Genomic DNA, 23,201 nt, shown 5'->3' on the forward strand with positions numbered 1-23,201 from the left:
CCGTGCTATTTTGTGTATTCTGTGTCGAGTCGCGGCCTTACCGCGCGTTAAAAAAACGATAGTTGAGAGACAGTTCAACCGCGAGGCACGGTGCGCCTGATCTGCCGGCCCTCGCATCACCAAAGGAACCAGCATGACTGCGGAGTACAAGGTCCAGGACGGCGTTGCCGTCATCACGCTCAGCAACCCGCCCGTCAACGGCCTTGGCCACTCCACGCGCCTGGGTATTGTCGAAGGCATGGTCAAAGCTGGCGACGACGCCAACGTCAAGGCCATCGTGATCACCGGTGCGGGCAAAGCCTTCTCGGGCGGCGCCGATATCCGCGAATTCAATACGCCCAAGGCGACGCAAGAGCCGACGCTGCACGCCGTCATCAAAGCCGTTGAGTCGAGCAACAAGCCGGTCGTGGCGGCCATCCATTCGGTGGCAATGGGCGGCGGGCTGGAACTGGCGATGGGCTGTCACTACCGTGTGGCAGCACCGGGCGCGCAGATCGCGCTGCCGGAAGTGAAGCTGGGCATCCTGCCGGGCGCAGGCGGCACGCAGCGTCTGCCGCGCGCCATCGGCCTGGAACCGGCCTTGAACATGATTGTTTCCGGCAACGCCATCCCGTCGGAAAAGCTGGCCAAGAGCGGCCTGTTCGATCAGATGATCGAAGGCGACCTGATGGCCGGCGCCATCGATTTCGCACTGAAGGCCGCTGCCGAAGGCAAGCTCCCCAAGCTGCGCGATCGCAAGGTCGAGCACGACAACCCGCAAGGTTTCCTGCAATTCGCGCGCAACACCGTCGCGGCCGTCGCCAAGAACTTCCCGGCGCCGGGCAAGTGCGTCGACGCCGTGCAGGCCGCAGTGGAAAAGCGCTTTGACGACGGCATCAAGTTTGAGCGCGACCTGTTCATCGAACTGGTGAATACGTCGGAATCGCGCGCACTGCGCCACGCTTTCTTTGGCGAACGCGCCGCCAGCAAGATTCCCGACGTGCCGGAAGACACGCCGGTGCGCAAGGTGGAAAAGGTCGCCGTGATCGGCGCCGGCACGATGGGCGGCGGCATCTCGATGAACTTCCTGAACGCCGGCATTCCGGTGACGATGCTGGAAACCAAGCAGGAAGCGTTGGACCGCGGCGTCGCCACCATCCGCAAGAACTACGAAAACAGCGCCAAGAAGGGCAAGCTCACGCAAGAGAAGGTCGAGCAGCGCATGGCCCTGCTGACCCCGACGCTGTCCTACGACGACATCAAGGACGCCGACCTCGTCATCGAGGCCGTCTTTGAAGAAATGGGCGTCAAGGAAGTCGTGTTCAAGAAGCTGGACGAAGTCGTCAAGCAGGGCGCGATCCTGGCGTCGAACACCTCCACGCTGGATGTCGACAAGATCGCCAGCTTCACCAAGCGCCCGCAAGACGTGGTCGGCATGCACTTCTTCAGCCCGGCCAACGTGATGAAGCTGCTGGAAGTCGTTCGCGGCAAGGAGACTGCCAAGGACGTGCTGGCCACTGTCATGAAGCTGGCCAAGGCCATCAAGAAGACGGCGGTCGTGTCCGGCGTGTGTGACGGCTTCATCGGTAACCGCATGATCGAGCAATACAGCCGCCAGGCCGGCTACCTGCTGGACGAAGGCGCGCTGCCCGAGCAGGTCGACAAGGCGATCGAAAAGTTCGGTTTTGCGATGGGCCCGTTCCGCATGGGCGACCTGGCCGGCAACGACATCGGCTGGGCCATCCGCAAGCGTCGCGCCGTAGACAAACCGGACATCGTCTATTCGAAGACCGCCGATCTGCTGTGCGAGATGGGCCGTTTCGGCCAGAAGACGGGCGGTGGCTGGTACGACTACAAGGCGGGCGACCGCAAGCCCTATCCGAACCAGCAGGTCAACGACATGATCGTCCAGCACTCGAAGGATCTGGGCATCACGCGCCGCAAGATTTCGGACGAGGAAATTGTCGAGCGCCTGGTGTTCGCACTGGTCAACGAAGGCGCCAAGATCCTGGAAGAGGGCATTGCCTCCAAGGCTTCGGATATCGACATGGTGTACCTGACCGGCTACGGCTTCCCGCTGTTCCGCGGCGGCCCGATGCTCTACGCAGATACCGTCGGCCTGTACAACGTTGCGCAAGCCATGCACCGCTACAGCAAGGGCTACCACGGTGAAGCGTGGAAGCCGGCGCCGCTGCTGCAGAAGCTGGCCGACGAAGGCAAGGGCTTTAACGGCTGATGCGCGGCTAACCGACCAAGCAACTAAGCGACTAAGCAACCGCCATGCAACTTACGCCCACCGATTGCCTGCTGATCATCGACGTGCAGAACGATTTTCTGCCCGGCGGTGCGCTGGCTGTGCCGGACGGCGACCAGGTTATCCCGGTCGTAAACCAGCTCGCCAAGGCATTCGGACGCGTGGTGCTGACGCAGGATTGGCACCCACGCGAGCACGTGTCGTTCGCGGCCAACCACCCCGGCACTGAACCATTCGGCATGATCGATTTGCCGTATGGCGCCCAGGTGCTGTGGCCGGTGCACTGCGTTCAGCACAGCAGCGGCGCAGCGCTTGCCGATGGGCTGGACGTGCCGCACGCGCAGTTGATCGTCCGCAAGGGCTATCACCCGCACATCGACAGCTACTCCGCATTCTTTGAAGCGGATCGCAAGACGCCGACCGGCCTGCTGGGCTATCTGCGCGAGCTTGGAATCAAGCGCGTGTTCTGCGTCGGGCTGGCCACCGATTTTTGCGTGGCGTGGTCGGCGTTGGATGCACGGGCGGCGGGGCTGGAAGTGGCTGTCATTGAAGATGCCTGTCGCGCCATCGATCTGAATGGGTCGCTTGCGCAGGCCTGGCAGCACATGACGGATGCGGGCATCGCACGGTTGCAGTCGCCGGACGTTTTGAACGGATAACAGAGATACCGGGCGCCTGCCGATGCTGTGCGCCCGCCACCAGATACGAGGAGCAACACTATGACCGAAGCAGTCATCGTTTCCACCGCACGTACCGGCCTGGCCAAGAGCTGGAAGGGCGCCTTCAACATGACGCACGGCGCTACGCTGGGCGGCCACGCTGTTCAGCACGCCATTGAGCGCGCCAAGATTGAACCGGGCGAAGTGGAAGACATCCTGATGGGCTGTGCGAACCCGGAAGGTGCAACGGGCGCCAACATCGCTCGCCAGATTGCTCTGCGTGCCGGCTGCCCCGTGACGGTGCCGGGCGCGACCGTCAACCGCTTCTGCTCGTCGGGCCTGCAGACCATCGCCATGGCCGCACAGCGCGTGATTGCCGATGAAGGCGACATCTTCGTGGCCGGCGGCGTGGAATCCATCTCGTGCGTGCAGCAGGAGATGAACCGCCACATGATGACCGAAGGCTGGCTCACCAAGCACAAGCCGGAAATCTACTGGAACATGCTCCAGACTGCCGAGAACGTCGCCAAGCGCTACAACATCGCCAAGGAGCGCATGGACGAGTACGGCGTGCAAAGCCAGCAGCGCGCCGCCGCCGCTGCTGCTGCCGGCAAGTTCAACGACGAAATCGTCCCGATGACGACGGTGATGGGCGTGGCCGATGCCAAGACCGGCCAGCTCATGACGCGCGAAGTCACGATCGCCGCCGACGAAGGGATTCGCCCCGACACGACGCTTGAAGGCGTGGCAAAAATTCGCTCCGCCGTGCCGGGCGGCGTGGTCACTGCTGGCAATGCCAGCCAGTTCTCCGACGGCGCATCCGCCGCTGTGGTGATGAATGGCAAGGTGGCAGCCGCCAAGGGCCTGCAGCCGCTGGGCGTGTTCCGCGGCTTTGCCGTGGCAGGTTGCGAGCCGGACGAAATGGGCATCGGCCCCGTCTTTGCCGTGCCCAAGCTGCTGAAGAAGGCAGGTCTGAAGGTTGAAGACATCGGCCTGTGGGAACTGAACGAAGCGTTTGCCGTGCAGGTGCTGTACTGCGCCGACAAGCTGGGCATTCCGATGGACCGCCTGAACGTCAACGGCGGCGCCATCGCCGTGGGCCACCCGTATGGCGTGTCGGGCGCACGCCTGGTCGGCCACGCGCTGATCGAAGGTAAGCGCCGCGGCGTCAAGTACGTGGTCGTGACCATGTGCATCGGCGGCGGCCAAGGCGCAGCCGGCCTGTTCGAGGTGCTCTAAACAGACAGGCTCCCGCATGAAAACGGGAGCCTGTTTTGTTTGTGCCAGAGCTGGCTTGATCGCCAGCCCATGCACCCAGACGGTTTGGCCGTTGCTGTTCTTGCCCTTGATGGCGCCTTGAATTTCTGTAAGCGGGCGGAAAAAAGAAGGACCGCTGTCTGAGCGCAGCGAGTTTCGGTCCTTCTCCGCCCGGTTACAGAAATTCAAGGAATCTTTCGCCATCTCGGGCGCGCCTTTCTTTGCTTACTTTCTTTGGCAAGACAAAGAAAGTGAGTCGGCCCCGGCAGGGGACGAAACACAGGATGCACCAACATCATGTCCTCGAAACTGCTATCCCGCCGCGACCTCAGCTTCCTGCTCTACGAATGGCTCAACGTCGAATCGCTCACGCGCATTCCGCGTTACGCAGACCACTCCCGCGAAACCTTCGACGCCGCACTCGACACGTGCGAGCGCATCGCAACGGATCTGTTTGCTCCGCATAACAAGAAAAACGACCAAGAAGAACCGCACTTCGACGGCACCAAGGTCCACATCATTCCCGAGGTCAAGGCAGCGCTGGACGCCTTCAACAAAGCGGGCCTGATGGCTGCCGGGCAGGACTTTGAACGCGGCGGCATGCAACTGCCCACCGTAGTCGAGAAAGCCGGCTTCGGCTTCTTCAAGGCCGCCAACGTCGGCACCAGCTCATACCCGTTCCTCACCATCGGCAACGCGAATCTGCTGCTCGCGCACGGCACGCCCGCGCAAATCGAGACGTTCGTGCAGCCCGAGATGGAAGGCCGCTTCTACGGCACGATGTGCCTGTCGGAGCCGCAGGCGGGCTCCTCGCTGTCGGACGTCGTCACACGGGCCGAATACGAAGGCGAGTCGCCGCTTGGCGCGCAATATCGCCTGACCGGCAACAAGATGTGGATTTCCGCCGGTGAACACGAGCTGTCCGAAAACATCGTCCACCTTGTGCTGGCGAAGATTCCCGGCCCGGACGGCAAGCTGATTCCCGGTGTGAAGGGCATTTCGCTCTTCATCGTTCCAAAGTTTCTCGTCAATGCCGATGGCTCGCTCGGCGAGCGCAATGACGTGGTGCTGGCCGGCCTGAACCACAAGATGGGCTATCGCGGCACGACCAACTGCCTGCTGAACTTTGGCGAGGGTACGCAGTTCCGCCCGAAGGGTGCAGACGGGCAGCCGCGCGCCGGTGCCATCGGTTACCTCGTCGGCGAGCCGCACAAGGGCCTCGCGTGCATGTTCCACATGATGAACGAGGCGCGCATCGGCGTTGGCATGGGCGCAACGATGCTTGGCTACACGGGTTACCTGCATGCGGTGGACTACGCCCGCAATCGCCCGCAGGGCCGTCCCGTCGGGCCGTCGGGCAAGGATCCAGCGTCTGCGCAAATCCGCATCGTCGATCACGCCGACGTGCGTCGCATGCTGCTCGCACAAAAGGCCTACGTGGAAGGCGCCCTCGGTCTGAACCTGTATTGCGCCAAGCTCGTCGATGAAGAACGCGGAGAAACCGACGCGGCCAAACGCGCCAAGCTCGGCCTGCTGCTCGACATCCTCACGCCGATTGCAAAGAGCTGGCCATCGCAGTGGTGCCTGGAGGCCAACAGCCTGGCGATCCAGGTGCACGGCGGTTACGGCTACACGCGCGAATACAACGTCGAACAGTTCTACCGCGACAACCGGCTGAACCCGATCCACGAGGGCACGCACGGCATCCAGGGCCTGGACCTGCTGGGCCGCAAGGTCGTCATGCAAGATGGCGCCGCCTTCGCCGCGCTGGGTGAGCGCGTTCAGACCACCGTCGGCCGCGCGCTGGAAACCGACGATGAAACGCTGGTCGGCTATGGCCGCGCGCTCGGCATGGCCACACAGAAATTGGCCAAGGTCACGCAAACGCTGTGGGCCGCTGGCGACCCGCGCGTGACGCTGGCGAATGCCTCCGTCTATCTGGAAGCGTTCGGCCATGTTGTTGTCGCGTGGATCTGGCTGGAACAGGCCCTGTCTGCCGCAAAGGCGCTGCCGAACGCGCAGGGCGAAGACGCCGATTTCTACCGCGGCAAGCTGCAGGCCGCACGCTACTTCTTCCAGTGGGAACTGCCGAAGATCGACCCGCAGATCGTGCTGCTGGGCTCGCTCGACACGACCACGCTCGACATGCAGGACGCCTGGTTCTGACGGCAATCTCACAACGACAACGAGACACAGGAGACACCATGGGTACGCTCAAGCATCTGTTTGATCTTTCTGGTAAGACGGCGCTCATCACGGGCGGCTCACGCGGGCTCGGCCTGCAGATTGCAGAAGCACTGGGCGAGCAGGGCGGGCGCATCGTTCTATCTGCCCGCAAGGCCGATGAACTGAAGGAAGCGCAGGCACATCTGAAGTCGCTCGGCATCGAAGCGGACTGGATTGCCGCTGACGGCGCCATCGAAGCCGACATCCAGCGCCTGGCCGACGAGGCGCTGGCCAAGCTCGGCCATGTCGACATCCTCGTCAACAACGCGGGCGCAACGTGGGGCTCGCCGGCGGAAGATCACCCGGTCGAAGCCTGGGACAAGGTGATGAACCTGAACATCCGCGGCCTGTTCCTGCTCACGCAGCAGATCGGCAAGCGCTCGATGATCCCGCGCAAGTACGGAAAGATCGTCAACGTGGCATCGATTGCGGGCCTGAAGGGCAATCCGCCGGGCTCGCTGGACACGATTGCCTATAACACCAGCAAGGGCGCGGTGGTCAACTTCACGCGCGCGCTTGCCGGCGAGTGGGGCGAGCACAACATCACCGTCAACGCGATTGCGCCGGGCTTCTTCCCATCGAAGATGACGCGCGGCTCGCTGGAAAAGCTCGGTGTGGACAAGCTGACCGAGAAATCCCCGCTGCACCGCATTGGCGACGACGAAGACCTCAAGGGCGTGGCCGCGCTGTTCGCGTCGGATGCCTCCAAGCACATCACTGGCCAGATCCTCGCCGTCGACGGCGGCGTGAGCGTGGTCTAATTTCGGCTGCTTCTCACTCTTTCTGACGCAGCATGAACGCAGACAACAACGGTTTTCCGATCGACATCCCTTTCCTGAAGCTTCTCGGCATGCGCTGCCTGAAGGTGGCCGACGGCGAGGGCGTGGTCGAACTCGCCCTCGAAGCGCAGCACATGAACAGCTGGGAAATGGCCCACGGCGGTGTGACCATGACGATGCTCGACGTCGCCATGGCCATGGCCGGGCGCTCGGCCGACGTGCATGGCCGCGGCGTGGTGACAATCGAGATGAAGACGGCGTTCATGCAGCCCGGGCGCGGTACGCTCAAGGCGAGCGCGCGTTGCGTGCATCAGTCCACCACCATGGCGTTTTGCGAAGGCGAGGTGCGCGACGCAGATGACAAGCTGGTCGCGCGCAGTTCAGGCACCTTCAAGTTCGTCAAGCGTATGCCGCCGCCGCGCACCCCCGAACCCGGCGCGGACGGCTGACCAGGCAACACCGCAGTTGCAGTACCCAGTTGCACACCGGACAGCGTCCGACACACAAGAAGAGCAACCACGGAGACAACCCATGCAACAACCTGCGCGGCGGACGGCGTCTGCCCTTGCCATCACTCTGCTTTGCTGCACTGGACTAACCATGACCCTGGAAGGATGCGCCTCCAACTCCGCGCCGGTTGACGCACCAGCCGCCAGTGCATCGACCGCCGTGCAGCCGCCACCGGCGCCCAATCCGCCGATGCAGAAGCCGCTCACGGCGGACGAATCTGATCCGAACAAGATGGGCTGGATGCAAGGCTTCCCGCCGCCGCCCGATCGCATCGTCCGCTTTGATCTGGCGGGCAACATGTTCCCGCGCACGCGCTATGGCTACAGCCACGTGCGCGAGTTTGTGCCGACGCGCGTGGTCTGGCACGGGGACGGTCCGGTCAGCAAGCTGCCGCGTGCCGAGCGCGACATCAGCGGCGTGCTGTTTACGGATCCGAACGGCACGCGCCGTACGTTTGCCGAGGCGCTCAAGCTGACCTACACCGACGGCATCCTCGTCATGCACAAGGGCAAGGTGATCTACGAGCGCTACTTTGGCGCGCTCGATGCGCATACGCAGCACATCGCTATGTCGGTCACGAAATCGTTTGTCGGCACGCTGGCCGCCATGCTTGTGGCCGATGGCAAGCTGGATCCGGCCGCGCCCGTGACGCAATACGTGCCCGAGCTGAAAGACACCGCCTACGGCGACGCCACCGTGCGCCAGGTCATGGACATGACCGTGGGCGTGCGTTACTCCGAAAACTATGCCGACCCGAACGCCGATGTCTGGGCCTACGCCCGTGCCGGCGGCATGCTGCCGCGTCCGGCCGGCTACAAGGGCCCGGACAATTTCTACGACTACCTGACGACGCTGCGCAAGGAAGGCGAGCACGACGCGGAGTTTTCGTACAAGACCGTCAACGCTGAAACACTGGCGTGGATCGTGCGCCGAGCATCGAACAAATCGCTGGCGGCGCTGCTGTCCGAGCGCATCTGGCAACCGATGGGGGCACAGGATGACGCGTACTTTTCGGTCGACAGCATCGGTACGGAATCGGGCGGCGGCGGGCTGAACACCACGCTGCGCGATCTGGCCCGTTTTGGCGAGATGATCCGCAACGACGGCCGCTTCAACGGCAAGCAGATCCTGCCCAAGAGCGTAATCGACGACATCCGCCGCGGCGGCGATCCGGCCAAGTTTGCCAAGGCAGGCTACGCGACGCTGCCCGGCTATTCGTATCGCAACATGTGGTGGGTTTCGAGCAATGACCACCACACGTTCGAAGCGCGCGGCATCCACGGCCAGCGCATCTATATTGATCCGGTGGCCCAGATGACGATCGTGCGCTATGCCTCGCACCCGGTCGCCGCCAATGCTGCCAATGATCCGGTCACGCATCGCGCATATGCGGCGCTGGCCGAGTACTTCATGCAACACAAGTAACACCTCGAACCAACACCGATATCCGATATTCAGGAGCGTTTTTCATGTCGAAGACCTATCAGCGCATCGTTTTGGCTTCCCGCCCGCAAGGGGCGGTGACGCCCGACAACTTCCGCCTGGAGACGGTGGACGTGCCGGAACTGCAGGACGGCCAAGTGCTGGTGCGCAACCATTTCCTTTCGCTCGATCCGTACATGCGCGGCCGCATGAATGACAGCAAGTCGTATGCGGAGCCGCAGCCGCTTGATGAAGTGATGATCGGCGGCACCGTTGGCGTGGTGGAAGCGTCCGAGAACCCGTCGTTTGCCGTGGGCGATGCCGTGGTTGGCATGTTTGGCTGGCAGGAAGTGGGCGTGTCTGACGGCCGCGGCATTCAGAAGGTCGATACACGGCACATTCCGCTGTCGGCCTATCTGGGTTCGGTCGGTATGCCCGGGGTGACGGCGTGGTACGGCCTGAACAAGATCATGCATCCGAAGCCCGGTCAGACCGTGGCGGTGAGCGCCGCTTCGGGCGCCGTGGGCAGCGTGGTCGGCCAGCTTGCCAAACTCAAGGGCTGCCGCGTGGTGGGCTTTGCCGGCGGCAAGGACAAGTGCGATTACGTGGTCAACGAACTCGGCTTTGATGCCTGCATCGACTACAAGGCCGCCAAGGACCCGAAAGAGCTTTACAAGATGCTCAAGGAAGCGACGCCCGACGGCATCGATTCGTACTTCGAGAACGTCGGTGGCGCGATCCTGGATGCGGTGCTTTCGCGCATGAACGCGTTCGGTCGCATCGCCATGTGCGGCATGATCGCGGGCTACGACGGCCAGCCGCTGCCGCTGCAGAACCCGCAATTGATCCTGGTGTCGCGCCTGACCATTGAGGGCTTCATCGTCTCCGAACACATGGACGTGTGGCCGGAAGCACTGCGCGAGCTGGGCGGTTTCGTGGCGCAGGGCGAGCTGAAGTTCCGCGAGAGCGTGGCACAGGGCCTGGCGAGCGCACCGGAAGCGTTCATGGGCCTGCTCAAGGGCAAGAATTTCGGCAAGCAACTCGTCAAGCTGGTTTGAGCTGAGCCGCACGCGGATTGTCAATCGCTTGACAGTCCGCTGGGCGAGGGCCGCCACAGAATGGCCCCACCCACAACAAACGCGTGAAGGAGACACCATGAACGCACCTGAAACCACGCAAGCCAAGCGGCCCGACAGCATGGCCGCCAGCCTCAGCCCCGAGGCCGCTGCCCGCTATCGCAACCTGCCGCGTCCGCCGCAATTTGCCACCGTGGCCGAAGAGCGCCTGCACCGCAAACAGCGCCTGGCTGCAGCGTTTCGCTTGTTCTCCAAATTCGGTTTCGACGAAGGCGTGGCCGGCCACATCACGGCGCGCGATCCGGAACACCAGGACAGCTTCTGGGTGAACCCATTCGGCGTGCATTTCAGCCAGGTGACGGTGTCGAACCTCATCCGCTGCGATCATCACGGCAACGTGGTTGAAGGCGATTACCCGGTCAATGCCGCCGCGTTTGCGATTCACTCGCGCGTGCATCAGGCACGACCGGATGCAGTTGCCGCGGCGCACTCGCACAGCACATACGGGCGCGCGTGGTCGACGCTCGGTCGCAAGCTCGATCCGCTCACGCAGGACGTATGCGCCTTCTATGGCGACCACGCGTTGTACGACGATTTCGGCGGTGTGGTGGTCGAGCTGGACGAAGGCCAGCGCATTGCTGAGGCGCTGGGCGACAACAAGGCTGCCATCCTGCAGAACCACGGTCTGCTGACCGTTGGCAAGACGGTCGACGAAGCCGCATGGTGGTTCATCACGATGGAGCGTTCCTGCCAGGTGCAGTTGCTGGCCGAAGCCGCAGCTGCCCGCACTGGCGACGCACCGCGCACGATTTCCGATGCCGCTGCCCGTCAGGCGTATTCGATCGTCGGGTCGGCGCAGGCGGGGTGGTTCCAGTTCCAGCCGCTGTATGCGCGCATCGTCAAAGAACAACCCGATCTGCTCGACTGATCGGCATTGCAAATTTCTGGAGCACGCATGACGGACTTGATCCTGCATCACTACGCCACCTCGCCGTTTTCTGAGAAGGTGCGTTTGATCCTTGGCTACAAGGACCAGCCGTGGAAGTCCGTCACGGTGCCCGTGATCCTGCCCAAGCCGGACGTGATGCCGCTCACCGGCGGCTATCGGCGCACGCCGTTTCTGCAGATCGGCGCGGATATCTATTGCGATACCGCGCTGATCGCGCAGGTGCTGGAATCGATTCACCCCGCGCCGACGCTGTATCCCGCAGACCATGCCGCAGCGGTGTTTTCGATGGCGCAGTGGGCCGATACGACGCTGTTCTGGGCTACCGCAACTTTCGTGACGCAGCCGGCCGGCTTCCAGAGCCTGTTCGGTGATGCGCCGGAAGCCTTCGTCAAAGCCTTCGTGGAAGACCGCAAGGCGATGCGCGTGGGCGGCACCGGCTTGCGCACGCCGCTGCCGGAAGCCACTTCCACGCTGCAGGTGTTCCTCGCCCAGCTGGAGCGGCAGTTTGCGACAGGCGAACGCATCTTCCTGTTTGGCGAGCAGCCGACCGTGGCCGACTTTTCTGTCTACCACTGCCTGTGGTTCATTCGCCGTGCAACGGCGGTGGCCGGCATTCTTGATGCGCACCCGGAAGTCGTCGCATGGATGCATCGCGTTGCGGCATTCGGTCACTCGCAAGCGCAACCGATGACGCCTGCCGAAGCATTGGACATTGCCAAGGCCGCCACACCGCGTGCGTTGACTGAAACGAACGCCACCTTCGACGACAGCCACGGCTTGCCCAAGGGCACGCGCGTGACGGTGGCCGCGGTTGACTACGGCGTGGATCCCGTCGAAGGGGACCTCGTGGTCTCCACACGCGACAGCGTCGGCGTGCTGCGCGAAGACCCGCGCGTCGGCCAGGTGGTGGTGCATTTTCCGCGCGTCGGTTATGCCGTGCGCAAGGTTGAGGCGGCAGGCTGACACGGCTTTGCCATCTCGATCGCCTTTCCTACTACAACGACATCAGTGAGACACGTATGAAGCAATTCGCAGGCGGTGTGGCCGTCATCACGGGCGGTGCGTCGGGTTTCGGCAAGGAGTTCGCCAAGATCGGTGCCGGGTTGGGCATGAAGCTGGTGCTGGCCGATATCCAGCAGGATGCGCTGGATGCCGCCGTGGCCGAATTCTCGGCCCAGGGCGTGGAAGTGATTGGCCTGCGCGTCGACGTGTCGAAGGTAGAAGAGATGCAGGCGCTGGCCGATGCCGCCATCAAGGCGTTCGGCAAGGTCAATCTGCTGTTCAACAACGCCGGCGTGGGCGCCGGTGGTCTCATCTGGGAGAACACCGAGCGCGACTGGGATTGGGTGCTCGGCGTGAACCTGCACGGCGTCATCCACGGTGTGCGCATCTTCACGCCGCTGATGCTCGAAGCCGCGAAGAAGGATCCGTCGTACGAGGGCCATATCGTCAATACGGCGTCGATGGCGGGACTGCTGAATGCGCCGGCCATGGGCATCTACAACGTGTCCAAGCACGCGGTGGTGGCGCTGTCCGAATCGCTGTACCAGGACTTGAGCCTGGTCACCGAACAGATCCATTGCTCGGTGCTGTGTCCGTACTTTGTGCCGACCGGCATTACGCAGTCTGACCGCAACCGGCCTCAGGATCTGGCCAACATGGCGCCGCCCACCAAGTCGCAGTTGGTTTCACGAGCCATGTCGGAAAAGGCTGTCAGTTCCGGCAAGGTCACTGCCGAGCAAGTCGGCCAGATGACTTTCGACGCGATCCGCAACGCGGGCTTCTATATCTACTCGCACCCGCATGCGCTCGCGCCTGTGCAACATCGCTTTGAAGACATCATTTCGCAGCGCAATCCGTCTGATCCGTTTGAAGGCAAGCCGGACGTGCGTGCGCGTCTGGTCGATGCGCTGCGCGGGTAACTCCACCTCCACGACTGCCACAACGCCGAGATCACCATGAACACTGCAACGGCTGCTGCCATCACGGAATCGCAATTCGCCGATCTGCCCAACGGCACGCGGCTGCATTACGCCAGCGCCGGCAAGCGTGGCGCGCCGCTGATGCTGTTCGTTCACGGCTTTCCGGAGTTCTGGTACGAGTGGGAAGCGCAGCTTGCTGCGTTTGGCGACACGCACTTTGCCGTTGCGCCCGACATGCGCGGCTACAACCTGTCGAGCAAGCCAGCGGCGGTGGATGCGTATCGCCCGAAGTTCCTGGTGCAGGATCTGACGCAGTTCATCACGGCGTTGGGCTACGAGCGTGCCATCGTGGTGGCGCACGATTGGGGCGGGGCGATCTGCTGGAACCTTGCCATCCAGCATCCGGAGGTGGTCGAGCGGCTGGTGATCGTCAATTCGCCGCATCCGTGGGTGTTTGCGAATGCGCTGCTCAGCGATCCGGCGCAGCAGGCCTCATCGGCGTATATGAACTGGCTGCGCCAGCCGGGTTCGGAAGACGCTCTGGCCGCCAACGACTTTGAAAAGCTCGAAGGTTTCTTTCACGGTATGGGGCAGCCGGTGGCGGATTGGTTCACGCCAGAGGTGCGAGCGCGCTATCACGCTGCCTGGAGCCAGCCGGGTGAGGGCGGCTCCCACGGCCTGACCGGTGGCGTGAACTACTACCGTGCCTCTCCGTTGCATCCGCCCACCGAGGGCGTTGCGCCGTTGCGCATTGACCAGATGCCGCCCGAGGCGTTTGTCGTGAAAGTGCCTACGCTCGTGATCTGGGGCGAGATGGACATGGCGCTGCCGAAAAGCCTGCTCAATGGGCTGGAGCGTTTCATTCCCGACATGCGCCTCGAGCGCATTCCCGACGGCACGCACTGGGTCGTGCACGAACAACCGGAGCGCATTACCGCGCTGATCCGGTCGTTCGTTTCCTGAGCGCCTGCGTTAGTTACATCGACTCTGCCAGCATGTGGCGGTAGTCATCCGCCGTGGCAATGCGCGGGTTGGTCTTGTGGCAATGGTCGAGCAGGGCGCCTTCCACCACGTGTTCCAACGCATCTTCCGGCACGCCCATCTGGCGCAGGCCCGTTGGCAGGCCGAGGCGTGCCGTCAGGTCGTGCACGGCCTGGGCGAGGTCAGCGCCCGCCGGCAGGTTCATCACGCGGCGCATGCGGGCGTAGCGGTTGTCGCGCACCACCGTCTCGGCCGTTTCGTTGAAGCGCAGCACGGCCGGCAACACCACCGCATTCAGCGTGCCGTGATGCAGCCCCGTTTTGCCATCGACTTTGACGCCGCCGAGCGGGTGCGACAACGAATGCACGCACCCCAGCCCCTTCTGAAACGCCATCGCGCCCTGCATCGATGCGCTCATCATGTTCAGCCGCGCATCGCGGTCAGCGCCATCGCGCGTGGCGCGCTCGATGTTGGCCCACGCACGCTCGAGGCCATCCAGCGCAATGCCGTCCGCAGGCGGGTTGAACGCCGGCGCGAGGAAGGTCTCGATGCAATGCGCGACCGCGTCCATGCCGGTGGCGGCCGTCAACGCAGGCGGCAGACCCAGCGTCAGTTCCGCGTCGCAGATGGCTGACTTGGGCAGCAGGTGCCACGAGTGGAAACCGAGCTTGCGGCCGTCTTCCAGAATGATGATCGCGCCACGTGCCACCTCGCTGCCCGTGCCGGCCGTGGTGGGGATCGCAATCAACGGCGCCGCCGCTTCGGTGATCTTCGTGCTGCCGCCCTCGATGGTCGCGAAGGTGGTCAGCGGCTCCGGGTGCGTTGCCGCAATCGCAATCCCCTTGGCCAAATCGATCGACGAACCACCGCCGATGGCGATCAGCCCGTCGCAACCGGCGTCTTTGTATTGCGCGGTGGCCTTGAGCACCATCGCCTCGGTCGGGTTGGAAGGCGTCTCGTCGAACACGGTGAGGGGCAGGCCGCCCGTGGCGTCAATCGCCCGCTGTGCAAGACCGGCGGCAGCCACGCCCTTGTCGGTCACGATCATCGGCCGGCGGATGCCGACGCGTGCGCATTCGCTTTTCAGTTCGTTGACGGTGCCAAAACCAAGGTGGACGTGGGTGAGGTAGAAGATGAGGGCCATGTTGTCTCCGGATGGTGATTGTCGGCGTCGCCCGTCTTGCCGTGCGGGCGTGGTTCAATGGATACTCCGATGATAGCCAAATTAGAACGATCGTTCAGTTCTCGCCCTCATGCAGCACCCGTCTCTCGACTCGCACGTTGCCCAGTTACTCGATCTGGTTGCGCGTGCCAAGCGTCCGCCGTTGAATGCACTTGATCCAGCCGACGCCAAGATCGCCTACGAAAAGAGCAGTCCCATTGTCGACATCCCGGCCATCCCGCTGGAAGCCGTGCACGACCTGACGGTAACGGCGCGCGATGGCTATGTCATTCCCATTCGCACATACGCGGCGCGCGAAGCCAGCTGGGCAGATCCATTGCCATTACTGGTGTATTTCCACGGCGGCGGTTTTACCGTGGGCAGCATCAAGACGCACGACCAGCTTTGCCGGTCGCTGGCGGCCAAATCGGGCGCGATGGTGTTGTCGGTGGATTACCGGCTTGGGCCGGACTGGAAGTTTCCGACCGCAGCGAACGACGCATTCGACGTGCTGCAATGGGTGTTCGATGAAGCCGCCACCATCGGCGCCGACCCGGCACGCATCGCTTTCGGCGGCGACAGCGCGGGCGGTACGCTGGCTGCTGTGAGTGCCATTGAGGCACGCAATCGCGGCCTGGCGCCGGTGCTGCAACTGCTGATCTACCCCGGCACCACCGCGCGTGAATCCACACCGTCGCACCGCGAGTTTGCGGAGGGCTATTTGCTCACGCAGGAGATGATTCACTGGTTCTTCTCGCAATACCTGCGCAGCGACGCTGATCGCGACGACTGGCGTTTCGCCCCGCTCGATGCCGGTGGCCACGGCGCGGACGTCACTGGCGTGTGCCCCGCGTGGATTGCCGTGGCGGGCTTCGACCCGATCCGCGATGCGGGCATCGGCTACGCCAACAAGCTGCGCGCAGCGGAGGTGCCGGTCGAGCTGAAACTGTACGAAGGCATGATTCACGACTTCTTCAAGATCGGGCGCTTCGTGCCGGCCGTCGAAGACGCGCACCGCGACGCCGCCAACGCGCTACGCCGCGCCTTCGGCACCGAGACCGAATCCCCCTGACGAAAGCACAAAAGGAGACCGCATGGCGATCGAGGATTTCCGCCACAGCACGCCCCTGCGCGTGCGCTGGGCCGAAGTCGATGCGCAGAGCATCGTCTTCAACGGCCACTACCTGCTGTACGCCGATGTCTGCATCACCGAATACTGGCGCAGCATCGGCGTGCGGTATCCGGTGGATGTGGTCGACACCTTTGGCGTGGATTTCTACGTGGTCAAATCCACGCTCGAATATCATGCCTCCGCGCGCTTTGACAATGAGCTGGACCTGCGCTGCCGTGTGGCGCGTCTGGGCCGCTCCAGCATGCGCTTTATCATCGAGATGTATCGCGCAGACGAGCATCTCGTCACCGGCGAAGTCATCTACGTGTGTGCAGACCCTGCCACGCAGACCTCCGCGCCGATTCCCGATACGCTGCGCGAACGCATCCTTAACTTTGAAGTTCTGAAGCCTGAAGTGTGAGAACCGAGCATGACTGCCCCTGAATCTGTCCACCCGCTTGCTGGTGTTGAAGTCGACCGCTGGGACGCCGTGCGCGAAGAAGCCCGCGCCATCCGCTACGACGTGTTCGTCACCGAACAAGGTGTGCCTGTTGAACTGGAATGGGACGAGTGGGATGACCGCTGCTGGCATGCGCTTGCACACGACACGGCTGGGCGTGCCGTCGCCACCGGCCGCCTGCTGCCCGATGGCCATATCGGCCGGATGGCGGTGCGCAAGGAGGCGCGCGGCACGGGCGTTGGCGCGCGTGTGCTGGAAGCCTTGATCGACAAGGCGCAGTCGCTGGGCTACCCCGAGCTGATCCTGAACGCGCAAACGCACGCCATGCCGTTCTACGTGCGCGCGGGCTTTACGGCCGAGGGGGAGGAGTTTGAGGAGGCCGGCATTCCGCACCGGACCATGCGCCGCGTGCTTACACGTTGATATCCTGGGCGGCCCTCGCAATGGCTGCGATGGCCACCTGCGCTGCCGGCGACGCGGTTCTGCCGTGCAGCCGCACAATCCCCGTCGTGGATGGCGGCGATAACCAACCCTTCACCGCCAGCCGCATCAGCGCGCCGGTTTCCAATTCCTCCCGCACGGCTGCATCCGTGGCACCGAGCACGGTGTCCGTCGTGAGCGCCACCGTCTTCAATACGCCGTAGTTGTCGCACTCCAGCGCGATGCTGGCCTCCTGACCTGCCGGCAGGCCAAGCAGCATCGCCAGCTCCACCTTTGACGGGCTCAGGAGTTTCGGCACGGCAATACCGTATTCCCAGACTTCACGCAGCGTGTGCGTGCGCGCTGCAAGGGGGTGGCCGGCCCGTACGTAAAGGTGAGGGGGCTGGCCGCCGATCGGTTGGATATCGAGCGCGGCGTCTTTCGGCATGTCGCGCACATCGGCGGCGAAGAACTCGATGTTCTCGCTGCGCAGGCTCTCCAGCAGTTGCACCCAATTGCCGACCTCCATGCGCAGTGCGACTTGGGGATGCTGCTGCCGCAATTCCTGCAGTGCCTGGGGCATGAGCGTCGCCGTCAGCAGCGGGCCGACACCGAAGGCCGTGTCGCCAAGTTGGCTGTCGCGATACAGATCAACGTCGCGTTGCAGGCAGCGCGCCTCGAACAGCAGGCGCCGCGCGCGTTCGATGACGAATTCGCCGGCCGGTGTGGGACGCACGTCGCCGGTTTCGCGATCGAACAGGCGGATGCCGAGATCGTCTTCAACCGCGCGGATGCTCCGGCTGAATGCAGGCTGGCTCAGATGCACCGCTTGCGCGGCACGCGCGAAGTGCAGCGTATCGGCAAGGGCGACGACGTGACTCAGACGGCGCAAATCCATGGCGTTGCGTTCTATGCATTAAACGGATGTTCATTATGCATTGGACGCATTGGTGGTGCACTCCTAGGCTTGTCTGCACAACAAAAGCGAGGAGACACCAATGAGTTCGCACATGGAGCACGCGCTGATCGTCGCTTGCATCCTGGGATTTGGCACCATGGAGTTCGTGACGCGGCGCTACCACGCCAACGTGCGCGGCCGCGCAACCGCCAACGATGCCTGGCTCGAGGTGCTGATGTTCATCAGCCTCGTCGCCGTCACCCAGCCGATCGCGCTTTTGGGAAGCAACGCCCTGTGCAAGTGGCTCATTCCGGCGCAGCACAACGCGTGGGCGGATCTGCCTTGGTGGGCGATGACTGGGCTGCTGCTCATCGGCGACGACCTCACGCAATACCTCTGGCACCGTGCTTCGCACACGCCGCTGCTTTGGCCGTTGCACCGCGCGCATCACAGCGCGTCGTACATGAGCGTGCGCATTACGTACCGCAACAACTTTTTCTACTACCTGATGATGCCGGGACTGTGGATCGGCGGTGTGGCCGTGTATCTGGGCTTTGGGCCCGTCTATGCGGCGTATCTGGTCGTCAAGCTGGCCGTCATTGTTGGCGCGCATTGCGCCTGGCCGTGGGATGCACCGCTGTATCGCATCCGCGCGCTGCGCCCGTTGATGTGGGTGGTCGAGCGGACGATTTCCACGCCCGCCACGCACTGGGCGCATCACGCGCTCACCAACGCCGATGGCATCGGTCACTACAAGGGCAATTTCGGCAACCTGCTGTTTTTCTGGGATGTGCTGTTTGGCACGGCGCATATCACGCGCAAATATCCCGCAAAGATTGGCTTGCAGGATGACGTGCTGTTCGGCGCCGAACCCTGGACGGCGCAGATGTTCTACCCGCTGGTGCGGTCCAAGCGCGAACATTCGGCATTGCGCCCGGGCGGCGCCGCCGTCACCGAAATGGAAATAGCAAAGGATCAGGCCGCGAGCGCCAAGCAGGAAGCAGCCTGAGCAGCGCGCCGCCTACGTATCGGCGTGCGTGACGGTATCGAGCACGCCGAGGTAGCGCGTCTCACCAATCTGGCCTTCCGCGTCGAAGCGGCGCTCGGTCACGTCAAAGCAGCCGTCGTGACGGATACGCACGATCGTGCTGGCGCGCGTGCCATAGCGCGGCGAGCGGATGAAAGCGGCAGAAAGCAGCTTCTCCCACTCCGGCGCCACGCCCGTGGCGGGTAGGGAGGCGGTCGGCGCTTCACGCGTTTCCGACAGCAGATCGAGATAGCGCGCCACATCCAGCGCATTGCCGTGCCGGCCCGTGTCTGCGGCCAGGGCCTCGGCAAAGGCGGCCATGCGATGCCGCACCTTGAACCACGGCGTATCGAGCAATGCGTTGGACAGTCCGTACAGGCCGGGCGCGAGCTTGCGCGGCGCTTCGGCGCGGTTGCTCGTCCACCAGAGTTCGTCGCGTGTGGCGGTCAGCAGGTTGTAGCCGTTGTATGCACGGTCGCGAGCGGTGAGGCTATCGAGATAGGCGGGCACCGACATATCGTCCGCCGTCAGGAAATTCGAGACGAGTTCCCCGCGCGAGCGCGCATCGGGCCGGCGCTCGGACGGCGCGCGGTAATTCGTCAGCGCGGCAAAACGGCCGTCGCGCGTCATGCCCATCCACGTACCCGCGTGACCGACCACCTGGGCCATGTCACGCCCGGCCAGCACATTGGGCGCGTCGCTCCACCACGCAAGCGGCGCGGCAGGGCGGTCATAGAATTCGTCCCGGTTGGCGGCCACCACCAGTGCGTAGTCGGGGTGGGCGTGCCAGGCCGTGAGAATCAAACACATGAGCACTTCCTTTGAACATGCCGCGCAACGAACGGCCAATGGCCAATGTGACGACCTGTGTTGCGCGGGCTTCGGCCAAGCATAGCAGCCTGCCGAATTTTTGCGATGCCGATTGCGGCAGGGCGCCGTCAGCTGTTTTCTAGATCGACAAACAGCTCTGCGTGGCGTTCACCCGCGACGAATTCACGCGGGCCGCCGGTTTCCCACAGGGCCGCCAGCGTGGCAGCAAATGCGGGCGGGACATCGTTGTAGGACTCCATCCACGTGGCCTGGCCGTCGCGTGTTTCCGGACGGCGCATCAACGCGCCCGCCACGCCCGTCGCTTCTTCCACGGTATCGAGCCAACGTTGCCACCGCGGTAGCGCAGCGGCGGCGTCATGCTCGGCGATGCGGAAGTAGACGAACAGGTGGTCGGCCATGATGGAGTCCGGTGTCAGGCGTTTTCTGAAACGGGAATGACGTACGGCAGGTTTTGCAACGTCAGCACCGGCCCGTCCGGCGTGGCCAGGTGGATGACGGTGTCGAGCGCGTCCAGCTTCAGCTCGACCAGCAAATCGGTGCCGCCATCCGGCGCCATGGCTGCGTTGACCACCATGCCACAAGGTTGGTTCGGATCGGTTGCGCTGTAGACCTCGGCTCCGGCCGACGTGGGGGCATTCACGTGCGCACGCTGCATGCGCCGCTTGAGCGTGCCGCGATACTGGCTGCGCGCCACGATTTCCTGCCCCGGGTAGCAGCCCTTGCGGAAATCGACGCCGCCCAGCAGCTCCAGGTTGACCATCTGCGGGACGAACTGTTCTTGCGTGGACAGGGTGATGTGCGGAACACCTGCTTGCAGGCTCAGCCAATCCCACACTTCGGTGCCCACCAGCGACAGGCGCGACGACAGCGTCTTCCAGGCGTCCTGGAAGTGCTCGGCATGGACCATCCACTGATAGCGGGGGCGTCCGTCAGCATCCGGCAGGCGGACAACCGCGCCGAACTGCTGGCCCACCGTGGCGGGCTGCTGCGCCACCGCGTTGACGGCGTCCGGTTCAGGCAGCACGGCACCGGCCTCGCGCAGCGCTTCCGCCGCATCCGGCCCGGCGACGCCGATGGCGATGAACTCATCCATCGGGCGCAGCTTGGCCTTGGCGCGCAGCACGAACATCGACAGGCGCTTGGTCAACGCCGGAGCGATCGCCTTGTCTGTCTGCAGCACGATCGTATCGGCCTGACGCCACACCAGCAGCGTGGCAAGCAGCCGTCCCTTGGGCGAGCAATAGCCGGCCAGGCGCGCTTGGTTCAAACCAAGGCCTGTAACGGCGTTGGTGAGCTGGTTATGCAGGAACTCGGCCGCATCGGCGCCTTCGACGGCGATGCGCGCAAGATCGGTCGGTGCGCAGAGCACGCTGCCGCGCGTGGCGGCGTCAAATTGCACGTCGAGCGGGGGAAAGCTCAGCGTATCGACAAAATCGTGGAAGACATCGTTCATGGTGTGCGGGGCCGCCTTAGATTGACCGGTATTATATTGGGCTGTCTAACGGGCAGCTTGTGCCCTATCTATCCATTTCAAGAGTGCGGAAATCGCCGGGGTCAGCCGGCTCCGCACGCAGATTCACAACAGAATGTTCTCTTTTCTCAAACGCTTGATCCTGCTGGCGATCCTGATTGTGCTGGCAGCAGCAGGCGGTGTGGTGTGGTGGGCCCAGCAACCGGTGAGCCTGTCGGCCTCGCCGCTGGAGGTGGTGATCAAACCGAACTCGAGCGTGATCTCGGTCGGCAAGCAGCTAGCCAATGCTGGCGTCGGCGTGCAGCCGCAGTTGTTTTCGGTGCTGGCGCGCGCCACGGGCAACGCCAAGAGCCTCAAAGCCGGGGGTTATGCGCTGGAAACCGGCGCGACGCCTATGTCCATTCTCGACAAGATGGCGCGTGGCGAGGTGACGCATTACGTCGTCACCGTCATCGAGGGCTGGTCGATGCGGCAGATGCGGGCGGTGGTTGATGCAGAGCCTGCGCTCAAGCACGACACGGCCGGCGTGTCCGACGCAGACCTGATGCGCAAGATTGGCGCGCCCGAAACCAATCCGGAAGGCCTGTTCTTTCCCGATACCTACCTTTTTGCGCGCGGCAGCAGCGATGTGGAGCTATACCGCCACGCCTACCAGGCGATGCAGAAGCGCCTGAATGACGCCTGGGCGAAACGCTCGCTGGACCTGCCCTACAAGACGCCGTACGAAGCGCTGACCATGGCTTCCATCATCGAGAAGGAGACCGGCCAGAAGCTGGAGCGCTCGATGATTGCCGCCGTGTTCGTCAACCGGCTGCGAAAGAACATGCTGCTGCAGACCGATCCGACAGTCATCTATGGCCTTGGTGCCAGCTTTGACGGCAATTTGCGCAAGCGCGACTTGCAGACCGACACGCCGTACAACACCTACACGCGGACCGGCCTGCCGCCCACGCCGATCGCGCTGCCGGGCATGGCGTCGCTGCAGGCGGCGCTGAACCCGGCACCGTCGGATGCGCTGTATTTCGTGGCGCGCGGCGACGGCAGCAGCCAGTTTTCGACCAACCTGACGGACCACAACCGGGCCGTCAACAAATATCAGCGCGGCCAACCATGACCGGCAAGTTCATTACATTCGAAGGGATCGACGGCGCGGGCAAGAGCACGCACCTCGCGTGGTTTGCCCAGCAGCTGCGGGCGAAGCTCGCTCCCCAGGGCAAAAAGTTGGTTGTCACCCGTGAGCCGGGCGGCACGCCGCTGGGTGAGCGACTGCGCGAAGTGCTGCTGCACGAGCGCATGCACCTGGAAACTGAAGCATTGCTGATGTTTGCCGGCCGCCGCGAGCACATCGCCGAGGTGATTCAGCCCGCGCTTGACGCTGGCGACTGGGTCGTTTCCGACCGTTTCACCGATGCCACGTTCGCTTATCAGGGCGGGGGCAGGGGCTTGGCGATCGACCGGCTGGAGGCGTTGGAGCGCTGGGTGCAGCAGGGCCTGCAGCCGACCAAGACCATCCTGTTCGATCTTGCCCCCGAGATTGCCGCCGCGCGCTTGGCCGATGCCCGGACGCCAGACAAGTTCGAAGCCGAGTCCGCGCAGTTCTTCCTGCGCACGCGTGCCGAATACCTGCGCCGCGCGGCAGCCGAGCCGGATCGATTTGTCGTGCTCAATGCCAACCGGGAGCGAACCGATATCCAGAAAGACTTAGAGAATCTGCTTGCAACGCTCTGATTTTGCAGGCAATTTCGGATACGGAAATAATGGTTTCACGACTAGTTTTTGCATCAATAATCTGACGCAACCCATTGAT

23 protein-coding genes are annotated in these 23,201 nt (G+C 63.5%); 18 read left to right on the top strand and 5 right to left on the bottom strand.

From position 1 onward, the window contains the following. Positions 1-133: 133 nt before the first annotated feature. From NG898_RS06475 to NG898_RS06530, 12 genes are all read left to right on the top strand, one after another. Complete coding sequence (locus NG898_RS06475; RefSeq protein ID WP_252691556.1) at positions 134-2,215, top strand: 3-hydroxyacyl-CoA dehydrogenase NAD-binding domain-containing protein; 2,082 nt, start codon at positions 134-136, stop codon at positions 2,213-2,215. A gap of 44 nt (positions 2,216-2,259) precedes the next feature. After that, on the top strand, positions 2,260-2,892 hold the full coding sequence (pncA, locus tag NG898_RS06480; RefSeq protein ID WP_092970311.1) for a bifunctional nicotinamidase/pyrazinamidase: 633 nt from the start codon (positions 2,260-2,262) through the stop codon (positions 2,890-2,892). A 60-nt stretch (positions 2,893-2,952) separates the two neighbouring features. Further along, positions 2,953-4,131 (top strand): acetyl-CoA C-acyltransferase, encoded by a 1,179-nt coding sequence (locus tag NG898_RS06485; protein ID WP_252691557.1) that lies wholly within the window; start codon positions 2,953-2,955, stop codon positions 4,129-4,131. A 315-nt stretch (positions 4,132-4,446) separates the two neighbouring features. Further along, on the top strand, positions 4,447-6,315 hold the full coding sequence (locus tag NG898_RS06490; protein ID WP_252691558.1) for an acyl-CoA dehydrogenase: 1,869 nt from the start codon (positions 4,447-4,449) through the stop codon (positions 6,313-6,315). A 38-nt stretch (positions 6,316-6,353) separates the two neighbouring features. Further along, on the top strand, positions 6,354-7,136 hold the full coding sequence (locus tag NG898_RS06495; RefSeq protein WP_252691559.1) for an SDR family oxidoreductase: 783 nt from the start codon (positions 6,354-6,356) through the stop codon (positions 7,134-7,136). Between the two features lie 32 nt (positions 7,137-7,168). Continuing rightward, positions 7,169-7,603, top strand: coding sequence for a PaaI family thioesterase (locus NG898_RS06500; RefSeq protein ID WP_027681422.1), 435 nt, complete (start codon positions 7,169-7,171; stop codon positions 7,601-7,603). 82 nt (positions 7,604-7,685) lie between these two features. After that, positions 7,686-9,089 carry a serine hydrolase domain-containing protein gene (locus tag NG898_RS06505; RefSeq protein ID WP_252691560.1) on the top strand — a complete coding sequence of 468 codons (1,404 nt, stop codon included), beginning with the start codon at positions 7,686-7,688 and terminating at the stop codon, positions 9,087-9,089. A 44-nt stretch (positions 9,090-9,133) separates the two neighbouring features. Continuing rightward, positions 9,134-10,144 (top strand): NADP-dependent oxidoreductase, encoded by a 1,011-nt coding sequence (locus NG898_RS06510; protein ID WP_252691561.1) that lies wholly within the window; start codon positions 9,134-9,136, stop codon positions 10,142-10,144. 97 nt (positions 10,145-10,241) lie between these two features. Beyond that, positions 10,242-11,090: a class II aldolase/adducin family protein gene (locus tag NG898_RS06515; protein ID WP_252691562.1), complete on the top strand. Its 849-nt coding sequence runs from the start codon at positions 10,242-10,244 to the stop codon at positions 11,088-11,090. A 27-nt stretch (positions 11,091-11,117) separates the two neighbouring features. Next, entirely contained in the window at positions 11,118-12,074 is a 957-nt protein-coding gene (locus NG898_RS06520) for a glutathione S-transferase family protein (RefSeq protein WP_092970323.1), read from the top strand. Positions 12,075-12,130: 56 nt separating this feature from the next. Then, on the top strand, positions 12,131-13,033 hold the full coding sequence (locus tag NG898_RS06525; protein ID WP_252691563.1) for an SDR family oxidoreductase: 903 nt from the start codon (positions 12,131-12,133) through the stop codon (positions 13,031-13,033). 36 nt (positions 13,034-13,069) lie between these two features. After that, on the top strand, positions 13,070-13,996 hold the full coding sequence (locus tag NG898_RS06530; protein ID WP_252691564.1) for an alpha/beta fold hydrolase: 927 nt from the start codon (positions 13,070-13,072) through the stop codon (positions 13,994-13,996). Between the two features lie 13 nt (positions 13,997-14,009). On the opposite strand, the gene NG898_RS06535 is transcribed toward NG898_RS06530, so the two are convergent. After that, complete coding sequence (locus NG898_RS06535) at positions 14,010-15,158, bottom strand: iron-containing alcohol dehydrogenase (RefSeq protein WP_252691565.1); 1,149 nt, start codon at positions 15,156-15,158, stop codon at positions 14,010-14,012. Between the two features lie 109 nt (positions 15,159-15,267). On the opposite strand from NG898_RS06535, the gene NG898_RS06540 reads away from it, so the two are divergent. From NG898_RS06540 to NG898_RS06550, 3 genes are read left to right on the top strand one after another with little or no spacing between them, the layout of a single operon-like run. Continuing rightward, a complete protein-coding gene (locus NG898_RS06540; RefSeq protein ID WP_252691566.1) occupies positions 15,268-16,248 on the top strand; it encodes an alpha/beta hydrolase in 981 nt (326 codons plus the stop codon). Positions 16,249-16,270: 22 nt separating this feature from the next. Further along, a complete protein-coding gene (locus NG898_RS06545; RefSeq protein ID WP_252691567.1) occupies positions 16,271-16,708 on the top strand; it encodes an acyl-CoA thioesterase in 438 nt (145 codons plus the stop codon). A 9-nt stretch (positions 16,709-16,717) separates the two neighbouring features. Next, positions 16,718-17,170 carry a GNAT family N-acetyltransferase gene (locus NG898_RS06550; RefSeq protein ID WP_252691568.1) on the top strand — a complete coding sequence of 151 codons (453 nt, stop codon included), beginning with the start codon at positions 16,718-16,720 and terminating at the stop codon, positions 17,168-17,170. On the opposite strand, the gene NG898_RS06555 is transcribed toward NG898_RS06550, so the two are convergent. Beyond that, positions 17,160-18,065 carry a LysR family transcriptional regulator gene (locus tag NG898_RS06555; protein WP_252691569.1) on the bottom strand — a complete coding sequence of 302 codons (906 nt, stop codon included), beginning with the start codon at positions 18,063-18,065 and terminating at the stop codon, positions 17,160-17,162. The two genes, NG898_RS06550 and NG898_RS06555, sit on opposite strands and share 11 nt — an antisense overlap. 100 nt (positions 18,066-18,165) lie before the next feature. Between NG898_RS06555 and NG898_RS06560 the strand changes: the two genes are divergently transcribed. Beyond that, the gene (locus NG898_RS06560) at positions 18,166-19,074 is read left to right on the top strand and encodes a sterol desaturase family protein (protein WP_252691570.1); all 909 of its coding nucleotides are present in this window, start codon (positions 18,166-18,168) and stop codon (positions 19,072-19,074) included. A 12-nt stretch (positions 19,075-19,086) separates the two neighbouring features. Here the strand turns inward: NG898_RS06560 and NG898_RS06565 are convergent, their stop codons facing one another. The 3 genes from NG898_RS06565 to ygfZ form a co-directional block, all read right to left on the bottom strand. After that, the gene (locus NG898_RS06565; protein ID WP_092970337.1) at positions 19,087-19,902 is read right to left on the bottom strand and encodes an NRDE family protein; all 816 of its coding nucleotides are present in this window, start codon (positions 19,900-19,902) and stop codon (positions 19,087-19,089) included. Positions 19,903-20,030: 128 nt separating this feature from the next. Further along, a complete protein-coding gene (locus tag NG898_RS06570; RefSeq protein ID WP_045206335.1) occupies positions 20,031-20,321 on the bottom strand; it encodes a DUF4936 family protein in 291 nt (96 codons plus the stop codon). 14 nt (positions 20,322-20,335) lie between these two features. Beyond that, positions 20,336-21,376 (bottom strand): CAF17-like 4Fe-4S cluster assembly/insertion protein YgfZ, encoded by a 1,041-nt coding sequence (gene ygfZ, locus NG898_RS06575; RefSeq protein ID WP_252691571.1) that lies wholly within the window; start codon positions 21,374-21,376, stop codon positions 20,336-20,338. A gap of 133 nt (positions 21,377-21,509) precedes the next feature. On the opposite strand from ygfZ, the gene mltG reads away from it, so the two are divergent. Both mltG and tmk read left to right on the top strand, forming a co-directional pair. Next, entirely contained in the window at positions 21,510-22,508 is a 999-nt protein-coding gene (mltG, locus tag NG898_RS06580) for an endolytic transglycosylase MltG (RefSeq protein WP_252691572.1), read from the top strand. Continuing rightward, positions 22,505-23,122 carry a dTMP kinase gene (tmk, locus tag NG898_RS06585; RefSeq protein WP_252691573.1) on the top strand — a complete coding sequence of 206 codons (618 nt, stop codon included), beginning with the start codon at positions 22,505-22,507 and terminating at the stop codon, positions 23,120-23,122. Before mltG ends, tmk begins: the two co-directional genes overlap by 4 nt. Positions 23,123-23,201: the final 79 nt, after the last annotated feature.

This window comes from Ralstonia mojiangensis (assembly GCF_023955645.1).
Classification (GTDB): Bacteria; Pseudomonadota; Gammaproteobacteria; order Burkholderiales; family Burkholderiaceae; genus Ralstonia; species Ralstonia mojiangensis.

Bases quoted from the DNA above. Each gene is read 5' to 3' on its own strand.
- NG898_RS06475 (WP_252691556.1), top strand. From the start codon at position 134: ATGACTGCGGAGTACAAGGTCCAGGACGGCGTTGCCGTCATCACGCTC.
- pncA (WP_092970311.1), top strand. From the start codon at position 2,260: ATGCAACTTACGCCCACCGATTGCCTGCTGATCATCGACGTGCAGAAC.
- NG898_RS06485 (WP_252691557.1), top strand. From the start codon at position 2,953: ATGACCGAAGCAGTCATCGTTTCCACCGCACGTACCGGCCTGGCCAAG.
- NG898_RS06490 (WP_252691558.1), top strand. From the start codon at position 4,447: ATGTCCTCGAAACTGCTATCCCGCCGCGACCTCAGCTTCCTGCTCTAC.
- NG898_RS06495 (WP_252691559.1), top strand. From the start codon at position 6,354: ATGGGTACGCTCAAGCATCTGTTTGATCTTTCTGGTAAGACGGCGCTC.
- NG898_RS06500 (WP_027681422.1), top strand. From the start codon at position 7,169: ATGAACGCAGACAACAACGGTTTTCCGATCGACATCCCTTTCCTGAAG.
- NG898_RS06505 (WP_252691560.1), top strand. From the start codon at position 7,686: ATGCAACAACCTGCGCGGCGGACGGCGTCTGCCCTTGCCATCACTCTG.
- NG898_RS06510 (WP_252691561.1), top strand. From the start codon at position 9,134: ATGTCGAAGACCTATCAGCGCATCGTTTTGGCTTCCCGCCCGCAAGGG.
- NG898_RS06515 (WP_252691562.1), top strand. From the start codon at position 10,242: ATGAACGCACCTGAAACCACGCAAGCCAAGCGGCCCGACAGCATGGCC.
- NG898_RS06520 (WP_092970323.1), top strand. From the start codon at position 11,118: ATGACGGACTTGATCCTGCATCACTACGCCACCTCGCCGTTTTCTGAG.
- NG898_RS06525 (WP_252691563.1), top strand. From the start codon at position 12,131: ATGAAGCAATTCGCAGGCGGTGTGGCCGTCATCACGGGCGGTGCGTCG.
- NG898_RS06530 (WP_252691564.1), top strand. From the start codon at position 13,070: ATGAACACTGCAACGGCTGCTGCCATCACGGAATCGCAATTCGCCGAT.
- NG898_RS06535 (WP_252691565.1), bottom strand. From the start codon at position 15,158: ATGGCCCTCATCTTCTACCTCACCCACGTCCACCTTGGTTTTGGCACC.
- NG898_RS06540 (WP_252691566.1), top strand. From the start codon at position 15,268: ATGCAGCACCCGTCTCTCGACTCGCACGTTGCCCAGTTACTCGATCTG.
- NG898_RS06545 (WP_252691567.1), top strand. From the start codon at position 16,271: ATGGCGATCGAGGATTTCCGCCACAGCACGCCCCTGCGCGTGCGCTGG.
- NG898_RS06550 (WP_252691568.1), top strand. From the start codon at position 16,718: ATGACTGCCCCTGAATCTGTCCACCCGCTTGCTGGTGTTGAAGTCGAC.
- NG898_RS06555 (WP_252691569.1), bottom strand. From the start codon at position 18,065: ATGGATTTGCGCCGTCTGAGTCACGTCGTCGCCCTTGCCGATACGCTG.
- NG898_RS06560 (WP_252691570.1), top strand. From the start codon at position 18,166: ATGAGTTCGCACATGGAGCACGCGCTGATCGTCGCTTGCATCCTGGGA.
- NG898_RS06565 (WP_092970337.1), bottom strand. From the start codon at position 19,902: ATGTGTTTGATTCTCACGGCCTGGCACGCCCACCCCGACTACGCACTG.
- NG898_RS06570 (WP_045206335.1), bottom strand. From the start codon at position 20,321: ATGGCCGACCACCTGTTCGTCTACTTCCGCATCGCCGAGCATGACGCC.
- ygfZ (WP_252691571.1), bottom strand. From the start codon at position 21,376: ATGAACGATGTCTTCCACGATTTTGTCGATACGCTGAGCTTTCCCCCG.
- mltG (WP_252691572.1), top strand. From the start codon at position 21,510: ATGTTCTCTTTTCTCAAACGCTTGATCCTGCTGGCGATCCTGATTGTG.
- tmk (WP_252691573.1), top strand. From the start codon at position 22,505: ATGACCGGCAAGTTCATTACATTCGAAGGGATCGACGGCGCGGGCAAG.